The organism is Wolbachia endosymbiont of Kerria lacca (genome assembly GCF_051602725.1).
Taxonomy (GTDB): domain Bacteria; phylum Pseudomonadota; class Alphaproteobacteria; order Rickettsiales; family Anaplasmataceae; genus Wolbachia.
Genome location: NZ_CP192272.1, coordinates 399,228 through 415,011, shown reverse-complemented (window position 1 = coordinate 415,011; position 15,784 = coordinate 399,228). Strand labels below are relative to the sequence as shown.

Annotated in this window: 17 protein-coding genes and 1 pseudogene; 1 reads left to right on the top strand and 17 read right to left on the bottom strand. The window is 35.0% G+C overall.

Annotation, left to right across the window (positions count from 1 at the left end; genetic code table 11):
• Positions 1-9: 9 nt before the first annotated feature.
• From ACQ4M0_RS01910 to ACQ4M0_RS01885, 6 genes are all read right to left on the bottom strand, one after another.
• The gene (locus tag ACQ4M0_RS01910; RefSeq protein ID WP_438456553.1) at positions 10-234 is read right to left on the bottom strand and encodes a hypothetical protein; all 225 of its coding nucleotides are present in this window, start codon (positions 232-234) and stop codon (positions 10-12) included.
• Positions 224-2,062 carry a phage terminase large subunit family protein gene (locus ACQ4M0_RS01905; protein ID WP_438456552.1) on the bottom strand — a complete coding sequence of 613 codons (1,839 nt, stop codon included), beginning with the start codon at positions 2,060-2,062 and terminating at the stop codon, positions 224-226. Before ACQ4M0_RS01905 ends, ACQ4M0_RS01910 begins: the two co-directional genes overlap by 11 nt.
• Positions 2,059-3,537 (bottom strand): ankyrin repeat domain-containing protein, encoded by a 1,479-nt coding sequence (locus ACQ4M0_RS01900; RefSeq protein WP_438456551.1) that lies wholly within the window; start codon positions 3,535-3,537, stop codon positions 2,059-2,061. The genes ACQ4M0_RS01905 and ACQ4M0_RS01900 overlap by 4 nt, the downstream gene beginning before the upstream one ends.
• A gap of 1 nt (position 3,538) precedes the next feature.
• Complete coding sequence (locus tag ACQ4M0_RS01895) at positions 3,539-4,030, bottom strand: hypothetical protein (protein ID WP_438456550.1); 492 nt, start codon at positions 4,028-4,030, stop codon at positions 3,539-3,541.
• Between the two features lie 35 nt (positions 4,031-4,065).
• The gene (locus tag ACQ4M0_RS01890) at positions 4,066-5,277 is read right to left on the bottom strand and encodes a DNA modification methylase (protein ID WP_438456549.1); all 1,212 of its coding nucleotides are present in this window, start codon (positions 5,275-5,277) and stop codon (positions 4,066-4,068) included.
• Between the two features lie 102 nt (positions 5,278-5,379).
• The gene (locus ACQ4M0_RS01885) at positions 5,380-5,844 is read right to left on the bottom strand and encodes a crossover junction endodeoxyribonuclease RuvC (protein ID WP_438456548.1); all 465 of its coding nucleotides are present in this window, start codon (positions 5,842-5,844) and stop codon (positions 5,380-5,382) included.
• Between the two features lie 516 nt (positions 5,845-6,360).
• Here ACQ4M0_RS01885 and ACQ4M0_RS01880 point away from each other — a divergent pair.
• A complete protein-coding gene (locus ACQ4M0_RS01880) occupies positions 6,361-7,383 on the top strand; it encodes a virulence RhuM family protein (protein WP_172758862.1) in 1,023 nt (340 codons plus the stop codon).
• A gap of 156 nt (positions 7,384-7,539) precedes the next feature.
• Here the strand turns inward: ACQ4M0_RS01880 and ACQ4M0_RS01875 are convergent, their stop codons facing one another.
• The 11 genes and pseudogenes from ACQ4M0_RS01875 to ACQ4M0_RS01825 form a co-directional block, all read right to left on the bottom strand.
• A complete protein-coding gene (locus ACQ4M0_RS01875) occupies positions 7,540-7,872 on the bottom strand; it encodes a group II intron maturase-specific domain-containing protein (RefSeq protein WP_438456547.1) in 333 nt (110 codons plus the stop codon).
• A 61-nt stretch (positions 7,873-7,933) separates the two neighbouring features.
• A complete protein-coding gene (locus tag ACQ4M0_RS01870; RefSeq protein WP_438456254.1) occupies positions 7,934-8,683 on the bottom strand; it encodes an IS5 family transposase in 750 nt (249 codons plus the stop codon).
• 29 nt (positions 8,684-8,712) lie between these two features.
• Positions 8,713-9,528, bottom strand: a complete 816-nt coding sequence (locus tag ACQ4M0_RS01865; protein ID WP_438456546.1) for a patatin-like phospholipase family protein — start codon at positions 9,526-9,528, stop codon at positions 8,713-8,715.
• Positions 9,529-9,536: 8 nt separating this feature from the next.
• Entirely contained in the window at positions 9,537-9,758 is a 222-nt protein-coding gene (locus ACQ4M0_RS01860) for a hypothetical protein (protein ID WP_019236453.1), read from the bottom strand.
• A gap of 84 nt (positions 9,759-9,842) precedes the next feature.
• A complete protein-coding gene (locus ACQ4M0_RS01855) occupies positions 9,843-10,355 on the bottom strand; it encodes an ankyrin repeat domain-containing protein (protein WP_438456545.1) in 513 nt (170 codons plus the stop codon).
• Positions 10,356-10,407: 52 nt separating this feature from the next.
• Positions 10,408-10,542 (bottom strand): annotated as a pseudogene (locus ACQ4M0_RS01850) (phage tail protein); the annotation flags it as partial.
• Positions 10,526-11,656, bottom strand: coding sequence for an IS481 family transposase (locus ACQ4M0_RS01845; protein WP_438456544.1), 1,131 nt, complete (start codon positions 11,654-11,656; stop codon positions 10,526-10,528). The pseudogene ACQ4M0_RS01850 and the gene ACQ4M0_RS01845, both read right to left, overlap by 17 nt.
• A 154-nt stretch (positions 11,657-11,810) precedes the next feature.
• On the bottom strand, positions 11,811-12,713 hold the full coding sequence (gene wmk, locus ACQ4M0_RS01840) for a WO male-killing family protein Wmk (protein ID WP_438456543.1): 903 nt from the start codon (positions 12,711-12,713) through the stop codon (positions 11,811-11,813).
• A gap of 25 nt (positions 12,714-12,738) precedes the next feature.
• Positions 12,739-13,641, bottom strand: coding sequence for a WO male-killing family protein Wmk (gene wmk, locus ACQ4M0_RS01835; RefSeq protein ID WP_438456542.1), 903 nt, complete (start codon positions 13,639-13,641; stop codon positions 12,739-12,741).
• Positions 13,642-13,737: 96 nt separating this feature from the next.
• A complete protein-coding gene (locus ACQ4M0_RS01830; protein WP_438456541.1) occupies positions 13,738-14,931 on the bottom strand; it encodes a hypothetical protein in 1,194 nt (397 codons plus the stop codon).
• A gap of 99 nt (positions 14,932-15,030) precedes the next feature.
• The gene (locus tag ACQ4M0_RS01825) at positions 15,031-15,687 is read right to left on the bottom strand and encodes a JAB domain-containing protein (protein WP_438456540.1); all 657 of its coding nucleotides are present in this window, start codon (positions 15,685-15,687) and stop codon (positions 15,031-15,033) included.
• Positions 15,688-15,784: the final 97 nt, after the last annotated feature.

Here is a 15,784-nt window from a genome sequence, read left to right as displayed (position 1 = left end):
TTTTTATCATTATATGATCCCCTTACTCGTTGAAAAAACAATTTTCCTCTTTGGCTTCATACCTGCAACTTTTAACTCAGCCTTAATTCGTTGTCTTAAATTCAATAAATCCTTTATCTGAACTTCAGCATATCTCACAACATGGTCACCATATGCAATTGAGACAACTCTTTCTCCGCTTTGCAGTTTTTGAATTGCTTTCTCAACTTGAGTTAAATATTCTTCACTGTACATTTTGACTACTAAGCCATTTACTCTGTCTTAATTTTTTGGGCTTTTTGCTTTCCATTTTTCCACTTAAACTATTCCATTTACTCTCTGGCCAACGATCAATTCCAAGCGCAATAGATGCAGCTCTTGCGTAAATTCGGCAATCTAGCACTTCATTTCTTTCTCTTACCTTTTGCCACTCTTGTTTGGTGTATCCTTTTACTACCTTGCTGACTAATTGCTCTGCCGTTAGCTGTTTAAAATATTCAGGTGCATACTCGGGAAAATGACAATATCCAGGTAGAGCTTTTCCCTCTTCTTCTTTCAAAATATTAAGTAATTGAAAAAGCTCTGACTTTAATATCGATACTCCCACTGGCCAGAGCTTTATTCCTCTCTTTAGCTTTTGACCACCAACTGTTATATCTACTCTACTTGGGCTGCTAAGTGGTACTAGTGCTTTATTTACACCTTTGACTGCCATTACTCTTCCAGATCCTTGATGACCTCTTACCCAGTTGTATACTTCTTGCGTTGCATATCCAGCATCTACCGCCATCATGCTTATCATATATTCAAGCCCATTTTCACCGATAAAATGATGACTCAGAAGCTCCGAAAGTTTTCCCCATACTTCTCCTCCTCCAGTATCTCCTTCAAATACTCGGTAGTCTATTGACCAACTTTCACGGCTTTTTCCCCATGCTACAACTTCTACTTCTAAGCGGTCTTTTTGTACATCTACTCCTGCTGTCAAAACTACTTCGCCCCTTGGTACTGTACCAATCTGAAAAAATTCTCTCCTGTTAAATAATTGCTTCCAGTCTGGTACTTCTCCTTTATCTACCCAGGTTTCTCCAAGTGTAGTATTTATCCAAACCTTCAGTAATTGTTCACTTTCTTTTGCATGGAGAAAATCCTCTACTGCTTGTTGCCAACTATACCACCCAACTGGGCTATAAAGACTTGAAAGGTGAAATCCTTTTTTCTCACCTTTTACTCTATTAGTAGGCCTCCATTCTCCACGTTCAAGCATCTCTGTCTTTTGATGATTTTCTATCTTTTCACCACATTCTATACATATATAGTGTGCTGTGTTTGGATTTTTATCTTCCCATTTTATTTGTGACCATTTTAATATTTGGTAATAATTACAATGTGGACATGGTACAAAAAAATATCTCTTATCTGTCGCTTCAAATTCCTTCTCAATTCTGCTTATTCCATGAATCGTTGGCGTTGATACTAAAAAAATCTTTCGCCGTGCAAATGTATTGGTACGAGCTATGCTGAGTAAAACTGGATCTCCTTCTCCTCCTGAATCTCCTGGATATGCATCTATCTCATCAAGAAAGAGATATTTTACTGGCATAGAGCGAAGTCCTACACTGCTATTTGCTCCGGTTATTACTACTATTCCACCTGGAAACTCCTTACTTTGCACAGTATTTCCTGAGTCTCTTGACCTTGGGTCTTTTACTTTACTTTTTAAACATGGTGTACTTTCAATCAGTGGCGCAAATCTTCCTTTTGACCAACGCTTTCCCATTTCAACTGTTGGCTGCACAACTAACATTGGACCAGGAGTCTGATCTATAATATAGCCAATCCAATTATTTCCAGCTTCTGTTCCTCCAATCTGTGCTCCTTTCATGAATACTACTTTTTCTGCTGGTGAGGACGGAGAAAGTGAATCCATGATTTCTTTCAGATAAGGGGTTCTTTCTGTTCTCCATTTTCCTGGCTCTGATGCTGCAGTTGGGGCTAAAACTCGATACTCATTTGCCCACTCTGATACTTTAAGCTCTGGATCTGGTTTTAAACCTTCAGAAAAAGATGTGGCGTATATCATTGTCTGCATCTACTCATAATTGGTTCTATCTCAATATTGTTAACAGTAGAGTTTATTCCTCCACACTCCTCCAGTTCCATAAACATCTTTTTCTGAAATTCGTTTTCTATATATCTTTTGCTCATCTCACTTATGATTAGTGCTATAATAAGCGCAAATATCCCTGTTATTGTTGCAAAAATGATTGCACTACTTATTGTTGTTGCTGTTAACCCTATATATACCGATATTGCTACTGCACTTACTGAGGTAAAAATACAGATCACATTATTGTATTTTCTTACTTTTGCATCTCTATATTCTATACATCTATAATAAACTGGTACAGACTTGCCTATCTCATCTGGTAATTTGATACTCTTTTCTTTAAATAAAGTTTTTAGCAATTCTAAATTATTTGACTTGATTGCTGAGTGCAGAACAGGTGTATAGTTTGCTCCTTTTTTCAGTAGTAATTTTACTACATGTAAATGTCCTTTTTCTGCAGCAAGGTAAATCGGTGATAGACCTTTATTGTTTGAAATATCAATATCAATTTCTTCTTTTAAAATAGACTCTACAAGCTCAATTTCTCCTCTTTGTGCAGCTAAATGTAGTAGACTATTCTTTTCAGAACCGTATTTATTACTCATCAAAGCCTTTTTTATCTCAGGTTTAGCGTAGTCAAATGGTGTCTTACCGTTATCGTCTTTTACCAGTGGATCTATATCTTCTCGCGTTAGTAAGACCTCTATTGTTTTAAGTCTTTCAGCGTAATGTAGTGGTGTTCTATTTTCGTAGTCTTGCAAATTTACTTGAGCATTAGGTTCCTTTATTAAGCATTTGAGGATATCAAGACATAAGTCTCTTTCATCGTAATTAGTATTACTTACAGCTATATGCACAGGCGACAATTTCATTGAGTTTTGCCCTATACGTGCGCTATTTACATCTGCTCCTAGCTCCAGTAATAACTTTACTATCTCCAATTTTTTGTTGTTAACTGCATAGTGCATTGGTGTCTGATTTCGTGCATCAAAGACATCAATTTCAGCATTTCCTTCTCTTATCAAAATCTTTACAACTTCTGCATGTCCTATGCCTGCTGCTAGATGTAATGGCGTATGATGCAGAGCATTTCGTACATTAACGTCAACACCTTTTCCTATCAAATATCTAACTGCATTAACTTCACCTATCATTGCAGCTAAATGAAGTAAGCTATCTTGTTCTGACCCGTACTTGTTATTAATTAACGCTTGTAATATTTCTGCTTTTTTCCCTTCTTTGGCGTAATCAAGAGATGTTTTGCCATCATTATCTTCTACAAAAGGATTGATATTCTTTTTCGTGAGTAACAAATCTACCATGCTCAACTCGTCAAACTCTATAGCACAATGTAGTGGTGTCTTTCCATTTAATCCTCTAACATTAACATCAACTCCTGGTTGCTCAATAAGGCACTTTATTAATTCTAAACTTAAGTTAGTAGCCATTTTATATTTGAAATTTAGTATTAGATAATTCTTGTAATGAGTTTGTAATCTCTTCGGTTAGCGCCATATGAATCTTTTCAGTGTCACTCAGTGATGCAAGCAGTGCTGAAACTCTATTTGGAATATTAAGCAAATTATTACGGACAACTCTTGCTACATTAAATGCTTCAGTTTTTACTTCTTCTACTGCTACAAGTTCTCCTATTTCAGCCTTAGCTTTCGCCTCAAGCAGTTTACCACGTTCCATCTCATTTTTTATTCGCGTTTTTAGCAACATTGTAGAAAGGTTATTTGTATTTTCGTTTTCTGGATTTTTCCTCCTAAGTGGCTGACTTGGATCTCTTATTGCTGCCACCGCTTCATTTGCTTGTTCTCTATTGATCAAACCATCCTCCAACTCAACTATTCCTTTTTTTACTAAATAACAGACATATTGCTTTGATACTCCTATCTCTCTTGCCCATTCCGTCTGCGTGATTTTCCCTTCTTCCAACTTTCTTTCCCCTCTTTTTTTCCTTATTTCGCCCCTTACTGTCTTGATTCTTGAATTTGTGCAAAAGTCTTTCCAGTATCAGCAAGAATAGCATCTCTCCCCGTATACACCTGCCAACGTTTTATCGTTACATCTACAAACCTGGGATCTAGCTCTATTGTTCTGCAGATTCTTCCTGTCCTCTCACAGGCAATTAGTGTACTTCCAGAGCCGCTAAATGGATCAAGTACTATATCTCCTGGTCTACTGCTGTTTACTATTGCTCTTTCCATTAGCTCTATTGGCTTCATCGTTGGATGTAGTGTATTGTGCGTTGGCTTGTCATAAAACCACAGATCACTTTGATTTCTACCGCCATGCCACTCACGTTTATTGCCGCTTTTCCATCCATAAAGCATTGCTTCGTATTGTCTTTGATAATCTGATCTTCCTAGCGTAAAGTGATTCTTCGCCCAAATGATAAAAGTTGACCATTTTCCTCCCGCTTCCTCAAATGCTTTTTGCAACGTTGAAAACTCTGATGATGATGCACAGATGTAAATTGCACCTTTAGTATATGCTAAAATATGAGTACAAATATCATAGAGAAAAAGCTCATACTTTTCACCTTGATTATCGTTTAATATCTTTTTATCTTGGCTATTACCATAATCAACGTTATATGGAGGATCACAAACAGTAATGTCTGCCATTTTATCATCTAACAGCGCTTTATATGATTCAACTACAGAGCTATCACCACAATAGATTCTATGATCACCTAAAATCCATAGATCACCTGGTTTTGTTATTTCTATCTTTTTGTCATCACCAACCAAGTCAGAAAAATCTTCTTTTTCACTATCTAAATCATCAAGGAAATGTTGAACTTTTTCTAATTCAAATCCAGTCATTTTAAGATCAAACTGTAAATCTTCTAACTCTTGAATTTCTACTTTCAAAAGCTCATCATCCCACTTTGCCCAATTAGCTGATTGATTTGCCAGTAATCGAAAAGCTTTAGTTTGTGGTTCATTTAAATTATCACTTAAAACCACAGGAATACTTTCTATACCAAGTTTTCTTGCTGCTTTCAGTCTTAAATGACCATCAACCACAGTTCCATCGCTTTTTGCAACTATTGGTATACGAAAGCCAAATTCCCTGATTGAAGCACACATTCTATTTACTACGTCATCATTTTTACGTGGATTACGCTCATATTCGACTAGGTTTCGAGTAGGATAGTAGTGGATTGCTAAATTCATATCTTAATAATTAAAAAGTTAATATTCAAAATATCTCTGACGCTAAAGAAGGCTTGGGGTCAGCACCACCAAACTCGCCATTATGGCCGAAAGGACCCACTTTTATGGTATTTTTAATGTATTAAAATCTTTACTAAAATTCATAACGTAGAATATTAGTGCCAAAGCATCAGATTCATTATCATCTCTAGGTAAAAACCCTTTTTCCTTTACAGCTTCAATAACTTCACTCTTACTTGCATTACCATTACCAGCTATAAAGCGTTTTATAGTTTTAACATTAACACCTTGGTAGGGAATATTGTTCTCCTCACACCAAGCAGAGAGAACGGCAAGAAAACCACCATAGCAATGGGCTGCATCAGTTCCTAGATGTCTTCTTACTTCCTCAAAATACACTGCAGAAATGTCTTTCAAAGAATTGAGCCAATTACGAAAATTCAAGAAGCACATGCCACCTCCGCTAAAACGGCTACCATGAAAACTTTTGCTTCCACTTTCAATTACTCCATTGGTTAGAATTGCCCAGCCTGTCTGTTTACCGAGGTCCAGTGTTAGGATTGACATTATTTAAAACTATAAGTAGCACTGATTCCAAAATATCGTTTGGTTCCTCGAACGTACTATCAAAAAGCGGTTTATAGTTTTTTTGTAGGCCAACAACGGAAATTCGAGAATCATGTGCTACTCCTAAGAAGTATATGGATTAAGGTTGTCTACGTTATAGTAGCTCTTTCAACTACCTCTTAACAGATATATACTAGAAATGAGGTTGGAAATTTGATTTGCACTAAATTTTTTTTGTTTGAGTTAAGTTATTTCTTCTCAATTACGCAACTTAGCAAACACTTTGTTTCTCTTGCTATCAGCTAATTTAAAGGTTTTCTGGGAACACTCAATAAAAAAAGATGAGAGATACAAGGAACTTATGAAAGCTGTTGCAAAGTGAGTTTTCTCCTTCATACAAATTTTTTCTTTACAATGAATAAAAACGATGTTAAACTTACTTGTAAGTTTACTTATATCAATCTAATCATTAATAGTACTTTTTATTTGCTTTTCGAAGGGTGTTAAAGGAAGTGTATGAACAGGAATCATAATGAAATTTTATTCTATGAAACAGATGATGGAAAGGTATGTATTGAAGTTAGATTTGAAAATGAAAATCTATGGCTTACTCAGAAACATATGGCTGAGTTATTTGGCTGTTCAACTGATAATATTTCATTGCACCTAAAGAACATTTATCTATGTAAAGAACTAGATAAAAACTCAACTACCGAGGAATCCTCGATAGTTCAAAAAGAGGGAGAAAGAGAAGTAAAACGTGATGTGGTTTTCTACAATTTAGAGGCTGTGATATCAGTTGGTTATCGTGTCAATTCAGAGCGTGGTGCTGCTTTTCGTACATGGGCAACTGATAAGCTAAAGAAGTATATTTTCAAAGGTTTCGTGATTGATAGCAATAGATTTAAAAATGGCTCTAGATTTGACACTCGGTTTTTTGATGAGTTGCTTGAAGAAATTAGAGAAATTCGTGCAAGTGAGCGTATGGCTTATCAGAAAATCACAGACATTTATGCAACTTCAGTAGACTATGCAAGCTGTTCAACTGAAACAAAAAATTTCTTTGCTATAGTGCAGAATAAATTGCATTTTGCTATTACTGGAAATACAGCAGCAGAAATTATTGCTAACAGAGTGGATAGAAGTAAACCTAATATGGGATTAACAAATTGGCGTAAGGGGCCTAAGGGAAAAATCTTTCTTTCTGACACGCAAGTAGCAAAAAACTATTTAGATAAAAATGAAATTGCTCAGCTAAACAGAATAGTAAATATGTATATAGATTACGCAGAGTTTCAAGCTGCCAGGGGTAAAGTAATGTATATGAAGGATTGGAAAGAGAAACTCGATGCATTTTTAAGATTTAATGAGCAAGATATATTACAGAATTATGGCAAAACCTCTCATGAAGTAGCAATTGCCCTAGCTACAAAAGAATATGAGGTATTTAGAAAAACACAGGATAAGTCATATAAGTCAGACTTTGATAAATTGGTGGAAGAAAAGAAAAGTCTTGATCAAAAAAGTGTAAAAACTTAGAGCTAAATTTCATAAAAGTAAAAAACAATTTAGAAATGCCTCTTAATTGAGTTTTAAGCTATCTTGTTGGTGGGTTGGGAGAGTAGACCGGCGGAACCCCCACCAGTCTCTCGCAGAACTGTGCATGAACCTCTCAGCTCACACAGCTCCCATTATTTAGCCTTTTGATCCTTGTCCTAGTTCCCAGTGGTAGAAAATATTTGGAGACCTTTTTCTCACCTTTCCTAGAAATTGGCTCGCTAGTCTTCCATGAGCTCGAAGTTTCTTATATTTTTTCCTAGCCCACTTTATTAGGTATCTCTCTATATTTCTGAGAGTTGGATGCATCTCTGATTTATAAAACCTGCCATAATACTGAAACCAGCCTCTGACTATGGGATTTACTTTCTTTGATATCTCCTCCATGGTTGTAGATATTTGCCTGTGTATTTTCCATGATTTTATAGCTTGGTGGATCTTTTTCTTGGCTTTGTTGCTAATTGCAGGCATAAATAAGACTCTATAACCCTTAACTTTGTTCTTTGCTAACCTAGGCTCTGTGAACAAAATTTTAGACCAGCCATATAAGTGCTCCAACAAAATTTAAAAATCCCATAAATACTACAGCAGTCTTGTCAAAGCGAGAGAAGATGCGCCTAAAATGCTTTATTTTACCAAAGAAACACTCAATCAGATGGCGCTCTTTATAGACATGTTTGTCATACTCTCTCTGCATTTTTCGGTTTCGTTTTGGTGGAATCACAACTTTGCAACCTTTACTTTTAAGATTGGTAATAAAAGTATTACTGTCATAGCCTTTATCTGCCACTATAGTCGAGTTTGAGATATTTTCTGTTAAAGCTTCAGCTTGTGTAATGTCGTTTCTTTGTCCAGGAGTAAGCATAAATTTCAAAGGATTTCCCAGCGCATCGACAAGTGCATGAATTTTTGTAGAAAAGCCACCTCTACTGCGTCCTAAAGCCTCTTGACCTCCGGAGTTTTTCTTATATCCAGCCGAACAAGCGTGAGCACGAATAATCGTTCCATCTATCATGTGCACTTCTAAATCTGGATCTTGTGTATATTTGTACAGCCTTTTCCAAATTCCCTTTTCACACCACTTTTTAAACCTTCTATGTATGCTCCTGTAATTGCCGTAAATCTCTGCCAAAAGTCTCCACTGACAACCACTGCGAACTATGTACCAAACTGCTTCCACAAATATTCTCAACCTTTTTTCATTTTTGCTGTGTATTCCTTTGATTCCTTTTAAGAATTCAAAAATTTGTTTCCATTTTGTTTCTTGTATGTAATATACCATTGGTAGTTTCTCTGTTATTCACAGTTAAACTACCTCTTTTTCCTCTTCTCTCCTACTTCTTCTCTACTTTTTTCTCGCAGAAAAATTTTGTTCACAGAGCCTAGTTGATAATCAACGCAATCCAATCCAGAGGCAAACATCACATTCAGTAGTGGCTTGATCCACCCTATTTTGCCAAATTTCCTTGAGTTAGCATACTTTATACTTCTATCTGTTCCACCAGTGCCTATTGATAGCAGTATAATCTCATCATTTGGAAATAACCTCTTACCACTTGCATATGCACAAGCCGCTGGATTATTTGCAAACACTCCACCATCTATCAATACTCTCTCTGTTTGGCTAATTTTCAGACGTTTTGGTGTGAAGTACGTTGGAGCAGCTGTTGTAGCTCTGAGTGCATCTTTCAACTTAATGTTTTTTTCTTTCCAACTTTTGAAGAAAAATTCACAACTATTGTGAATGTCATAACTGGTGAGTAGTAGATTACTCGCAACATCGGCCATAGTACTTTCACCAAAGTATTTGTTGAAAATAAATTCCATATTTCTATATGAGTACTGAGAACCACTCAGCCAAGAAGCAATTGATTTTCTCCAAAATGATGATTGAAAGATATATGCTCCATACTCTTGGTACAGTTCAACCAAATCATTGGCAGAGTATTGAAGTTTATTGCTTTTACAAAGTCCAGCAACAATAATCCCACCGGTTGAGGTTCCTGCCATTAAATCAAAAATCTGGGAAATTGGCTTTTTTGTCCTAGATTCAATTTCTGCTAGAATAATGGCAGGTATTATCCCTCTAATGCCACCTCCATCTACAGATAAAATGTACTTTGTCACTGTAAAATTTATTTGTGTTTGTGAATAGCTTCAAGTTCGTTGACTTCTTCAGTGAGGTTTTTCACTCTCTCTTCAAGTCGATAGACTATTTCGATTAGTTCTTGGTTTTTTTCTATAAATTTATCATGGATGTGTACACGTAAGTCAAGTTTTGCCAACCACCATATGAATCCTACAGTCTGTAGAACTATTGTTATTATTACCGCTATTGGGATTTTTTGCTTTTTCATGTGAAAGTATTAATCTATTATGGATGGTTTTGGGAGTTTATATAGAGATCATAAAAAACTTACAGCTTTAGTGATTTCTTTATGTTATCGGTTCTCTGCTTCTGCAAGTAGCTTTATTATTTCTCTGTAAGGTTTATCTTTGTTGTGCCTTGATTCTATTACAGCTACATCCCGAGGGTTTTTTCCATCTGTATCTCTAATATTAGGATTAGCACCTCTTTCTAATAAGAACTTAACTATCTCTAAATTGCCTCCGTATGCGGCAGAATGTAATACTGTCCATCCTTTATATCTACCTGTATCATTTATATCAACTCCTTCATTCACTAGAAATTTTACTAATTCTAGACATTTTCCTTCTGCTGCACAATGTAGCGCTGTTAATCTAGGAATTTGTGTGTTAATGCTCAATAGGTTCTTTACTGAAAACTTTACTACGTCTAGGTTACAATTTTCAGAAGCAATGCGTAAGATTGTTTTATAATTATCTGTAGCTTTAGATTTTTGATAGCAATATGTAATAATGACACATACCATTAATATTATAAACCATACAAAATGTATTTTATTCTTTTCATTATATTTTAATTGACTCATATTCAGTAGTTTCTTTACATTGAATAGACTATGTACTTATTTTTCCTTAACATTACTTACTCAAAGATGCTGACAACACAGTAAGGTAACCTGAGCTATTTAAAGTATGCTCCGCTCTATTAACTATCCATTTACCATCTACCGCTTGATTAAAACCTATAAGATTAAGTTTAGCTTCTGCAAATATATACTAGACACAACTTAATCTGACAGCAACGAATTAACTGACAGAAGAATTGAAAACTAATATCAGTCTCTTGTTTAACGTTACTAATATTTTTCTGAAAAGCAATGTGTTTGCTATCAAGAAAAGTCTGCATAGGCGTTTTACCATAGCAATATTTACCTGAGTGAGGCCTGGTCTCATTGTAAGAGCGTAACCAATGATCAACATCTATCTGCAAATCTTCTAAAGAACTGTAGATTTTCTTTCTAAAGATAATATTGTAACACTCATCTTGCATAGTTTTATGAAACCTTTCGCATATGCCATTAGTTTGTGGTGAATTGGCTTTAGTTCTTGAATGATCAATATTTTCAATTCCCAAATAAAGCTGATAAGCGTGATTTTCTGGTTTACCACAATATTCTGTACCTCTATCAGTCAAAATGCGCAATAATGGCACGTTTTGTACATCAAAAAATGGTATTACTCTATCATTCAGCAAGTCGGCAGCGGTAATAGCAGTTTTATCTGTATAAAGCTTAGCAAAAGCCACTCTCGAATATGTATCAATAAAAGTCTGCTGGTAAATGCGCCCAACGCCCTTGATATTGCCTACGTAATAAGTATCTTGAGACCCTAAATAACCTGAATGTTCTGTTTCAATTTCACCGTGAGCTTCTCTTTGCTCTTTAACTTTTTCCAATGCTGCAAGTTGCTCTTCAGTTAAAATTATGCCGTCTTGTGCAACCTTTGCTTCAAGGGCTTTAAGTCTTTTTTTGAACGTTTCAATGTCATTTCTTAGCCATACAGATCTTACGCCACCTTCGGAAATTATTACACCCCTTTTTCTCAGCTCATTTGCAGCTCTTTGTTGTCCATATGCTGGAAATTCTGTAGCTATGCCAATTATTGCCCTTTCTATATCTTCGGAAACTCTGTTTGCTAATAGGGGTTTTTTCTTACTTATTTCATGTAATGCTCCTTCTCCCCCACTTTCATATAACTCCTTAAATCGATAAAATGTATCACGCGAATAACCCATCACCTTACACGCTTGTGATACGTTACCTAATTGCTTTGCTAGTTCTAATAACCCTAACTTTGGTTTTAGTATTTTTGTTTGTATCGTACTCATATCTAACACTCCTTTCTTTTATTATTTTATAACTTACTTTTTTAAAGTGTCAGATCAAGTCTTGTTTAATACAATTCAACTGAGCCAAAAAAGTTGGTTAGCAAATTCTGCTAGTTAAATCATTAACTACCTTTACTTATATCTTAAACACAATTCAATTTTCACACTCATCAACAGTTAGGCCACTTGCTCGCACAATAATATCAATAGCAACACCTGCCTTTGCTAGATTTTTTGCAACCTTGATCCTTTCTGTTTTTTTAACTTTTTCCTTGCCTCTTTTCATATTTTCAGATAGAGATTTGACTAATGATTCTTGTTCTCCGTACTCATCCATTAAACTCAATAGCTTTTTGCTTTCTCTTGTTTTAGGTAGCAGAACTTTAATATTCACTGATAATGCATTTGATATTTCATATAATTTATCAAATGTTATAGCAGTATAGCCTCTTTCATACTCGTGTATTTCCTTGAATGTTAAACTAACTTTATCTGCCAAATCTTTTTGAGTATATCTCCTTATCAACCTCCATTCTCTTATTCTTTGTCCTATTCTGTAATATATAGAATCAGTGCAGACTTCTTTCTCTGTATTATCATACTCGTAAATAGATAAGCCGGTTGCTTGGGAAATAATATCAGTAGAAACTCCTTCTTTAACTAGATTTTTTGCTATTTCCAACCTTGCCTCTTCTTGATTAATTTTTTCGCTAATATGAACAAACCTGACTAATGAAGGTACTATTTTGCCTAACTTTTGATTCTCGTATATTTTCGTTAGATAGAGTATTTCCTCGTCTTCATCTTCATACTCTCTTACTGTTATTGGTTTAGGTAATAGATCTACAGCATTAACTGATAATACTCTTGCTATTACATATAGCACTTCAACTGGAATAGGAATATACCCATTTTCATAATCCTTTATTTCTTGATACGCTAATCCGATTTTACTTGCCAACTCTATTTGAGTACATCTTTGCATTAATCTACAATTTTCTACTTTTTGTCCTATTTCATAGCTTATAGAACTAATATCTCTTACAGAAACAAACATATATACCTTATTTAGAAATAAATTTTCATGCAATTTGATCAGCGGATAAACCAATTATTTGCAAAATAATATCAACAGAAATTCCCTCTTTTACTAGATCTCTTGCAACTTTGATTCTTTCCGCTTTCCTCACTTTTTCTTCACAACCTTCAAACAAAGATTTTATTAATGCGTTACGTAGTTCTTGGCTCTCAATTTCTTTGTATTCTTTTATCAAATTCGGTAGCTCATTTTCCACTTTACTACCTTTATCTTCCTCTGTTAGTAGATCTGTAATACTAATCGATAATGTTTCTGCTATCTCATATAATTTTCCCAGTGGAGTAGCTACGCGTCCTTGTTCATAGTTGCTTATTTCGTCACGTGTTGTACTCATTTTCTCTGCTAAATCCTTTTGAGTATACTCTCTCACTAGTCTCCATTCTTTTATCTTTTTTCCTATTTGGCAGTAGATAGAACCTGTTTTTTCTTCAACACATTCATCAGCAGAGAGGCCAATTGTTTTCAAAACAACGTCAACAGAAATTCCTGCTTTAACCAGATCCTTTGCAATTTTTATTTTTTCCGATTTTCTACTACTTTTCTCACTAACTTGGACAAATTTGGTTAGCAAACAAAACATCTTACGTAACTCCTGATCGTTAATCTTTTTATATTCTCTTACTAGATTTAATATTTCTTCTTCATCTTCAAGACAGCTTTTTGATACAGGAATAAGATCCGTAATACTGATTGATAGTGCCTCAGCTATAGCATATAACCTTTCAATTGAAATTCTACGGTTCCCTTTTTCATATTGCAGTATTACCCAGTACTTTACACCAAGTTTCTCTGCTAAATCCTTCTGAGTATAACCTCGCTCTAACCTCCAATTTTTTACTTTTTCCCCTACTTCACAGTCTAGACTTTTTTCCACTAAAAGAACCATACATATAATATTTTCTACTATAGCTTAATTTTGTTAAGGCTCCAGATATAACGGTAAGAAAAAAACTCTGGAACCTTAAAGTTGACTGTAGACACATTAAAGTTCTCTAAAGGTTTCTTTACTACCTCCACATACCCTATTTACCCATGAAGACAATACTTCATCATTGCTAATCTCTTTTATAGCATACTTTTCACTCCATATGCCACATCTAGTGAAATTACCTTTCTCTACTGCTTCTTGAAGTTTCACTCCTCCAAAAAGACAATTTTTTCCTATTTCTTCTCCTCTTTCTTGTAATTTAGACCACATTTCCTTATTTTCTACTCTCACTTGCACCTGATCTGCCTCTTGGTACAATACAATATTTAGCTTACCAATGCTCGTAGGAAACTCTAACATGACAGAGCTGCCATTTGACATATCAGTATAGTTTCTTATATCTCCTTTCTCGCTTTTAACCTCAACTGCATTATTGCCAATTTTTAAAATATTACTTCCTAACTCTCTCACTATTTTGGCTACTTCTATCTTGCTATCTTCGGAAAATTCTATATACGATGTTGTATTGTCTATCTCGATATCTATTAATTCTCCTTCTTGAACAGCACTTTCGCCAGCTTTTTCTAGTTCTTCTAGTTGCTTATCTATCTGTGGCTGAACTTCTGGCTGTAGCTCATTATAGATTTCACCTATCAGTTTATTCTGCAATAAAGTATCATGAAACTCTGCACCGCTTAACATTAATTTACGTATTAGCTTTTTACGATCAGCCTTATCAAATTTATGAAAATGTGTACCTAATACTAGATATTCTGCAAAACTCCATTCCCCATCATTACATGCATTTAGCCTTACTCCAGAAGTTATTACTTTGTCTATAACTTTGTGCAATTCATTTACGTTTTTTGCCTCTACTACAGCACTTTTAAACCAGCTCAATTCTTTGCTTTCGCTTGCACTTGGCTTTATTTTTTGCAAAGCTGAAGCAAATGGATTCAACCCTTCTGGATAATCTGCTTGATTACTCAAAGGTTTTGTACCATAAATATAGTCAAGTCCTTTCCCATAGTTGATTTGGTTTTCGCGAACTTCTCTACAAGGGAAAGGTACTACTTCTTTATCTCCAAGCTTTTTAGCATTATTAATTTTGCTTACAAAGGTGGATTGCTCCTTAGTACCTACAATAGCATTTGATATTTCACCCTTCGATAATCTATCAAGATCAATGTTTAATTCGTAAGTACCTCCCTTTTTATCATTAAAAGGTACAATTGTTTTATTACCCATATTAGCCTCCGCTATCAAATATACTTTCTAAGTGTATAGTTGTTATACACTCTACTACTCATTATAAATTATAGTGAGTAGATTTGCAAATACTTTCTGCTATAACAATCCGTTTTCTCTAAAGCTAAAATAGCCTGCACTTGTGATAATAATATGATCAAACAATCTAACGCTTACAGTACTACATGCTGCTGCTAAGCTCTTTGTTACTGCTTGATCTTCTTCTGAAGGTTCTAAGCTTCCTCCAGGATGGTTATGTGACATTATTATTAATGCTGCATTTTTTATTAATGCTTTTCTTGTAATTTCCTTTATGTATACTGGTGCTTTTTCCATTTCACCAATATAGGATTCTTCTCCGATTAATTGGCGCCTTTTATTCAAGTACAGTATTTTTACACATTCCCTCTCTGCATGACCTATACTTACGTTCAAATATTCTACTAGCCCTTGTAAGTCCATTATTGGCTCACTCTTAAGCTTTTCTTTCAGTACCCTTTCTAGTGTTTCCTTAACACACATAATCATTGCTACTGCAGAATCAGTCACTCCTTCTATAACTTTCAGGTCATCCATTTCTCTACCTAAAATCCTTCCTACTCCCGTATAAGTGTTCACCAGATTTTTAGCAATTTCTTGAGCTTGCGGCCTTTCATGCACTGCACTTAGAAACGTTTCCATTATTTCACGATCAAGTAGTGCTTTGCCTTTGCTTTCTAATATTCTGAATTCGATTTCTTCTTTACTTTTATTCATATAATTTACCCTTCACTAACAACAAACTTTTTTTAAATATTTACTGCTGTTTTTTTATCAGCATTGGCATAGAGCCATAGCTTCCGAGTGAAGTCAA

Coding starts and splice junctions, on each gene's coding strand:
- wmk (WP_438456542.1), bottom strand. CDS start 13,641: ATGGTTCTTTTAGTGGAAAAAAGTCTAGACTGTGAAGTAGGGGAAAAA.
- ACQ4M0_RS01875 (WP_438456547.1), bottom strand. CDS start 7,872: ATGCCTGCAATTAGCAACAAAGCCAAGAAAAAGATCCACCAAGCTATA.
- wmk (WP_438456543.1), bottom strand. CDS start 12,713: ATGTTTGTTTCTGTAAGAGATATTAGTTCTATAAGCTATGAAATAGGA.
- ACQ4M0_RS01905 (WP_438456552.1), bottom strand. CDS start 2,062: ATGATATACGCCACATCTTTTTCTGAAGGTTTAAAACCAGATCCAGAG.
- ACQ4M0_RS01855 (WP_438456545.1), bottom strand. CDS start 10,355: ATGAGTCAATTAAAATATAATGAAAAGAATAAAATACATTTTGTATGG.
- ACQ4M0_RS01880 (WP_172758862.1), top strand. CDS start 6,361: ATGAACAGGAATCATAATGAAATTTTATTCTATGAAACAGATGATGGA.
- ACQ4M0_RS01870 (WP_438456254.1), bottom strand. CDS start 8,683: ATGGTATATTACATACAAGAAACAAAATGGAAACAAATTTTTGAATTC.
- ACQ4M0_RS01910 (WP_438456553.1), bottom strand. CDS start 234: ATGTACAGTGAAGAATATTTAACTCAAGTTGAGAAAGCAATTCAAAAA.
- ACQ4M0_RS01890 (WP_438456549.1), bottom strand. CDS start 5,277: ATGAATTTAGCAATCCACTACTATCCTACTCGAAACCTAGTCGAATAT.
- ACQ4M0_RS01825 (WP_438456540.1), bottom strand. CDS start 15,687: ATGAATAAAAGTAAAGAAGAAATCGAATTCAGAATATTAGAAAGCAAA.
- ACQ4M0_RS01845 (WP_438456544.1), bottom strand. CDS start 11,656: ATGAGTACGATACAAACAAAAATACTAAAACCAAAGTTAGGGTTATTA.
- ACQ4M0_RS01830 (WP_438456541.1), bottom strand. CDS start 14,931: ATGGGTAATAAAACAATTGTACCTTTTAATGATAAAAAGGGAGGTACT.
- ACQ4M0_RS01900 (WP_438456551.1), bottom strand. CDS start 3,537: ATGGCTACTAACTTAAGTTTAGAATTAATAAAGTGCCTTATTGAGCAA.
- ACQ4M0_RS01885 (WP_438456548.1), bottom strand. CDS start 5,844: ATGTCAATCCTAACACTGGACCTCGGTAAACAGACAGGCTGGGCAATT.
- ACQ4M0_RS01860 (WP_019236453.1), bottom strand. CDS start 9,758: ATGAAAAAGCAAAAAATCCCAATAGCGGTAATAATAACAATAGTTCTA.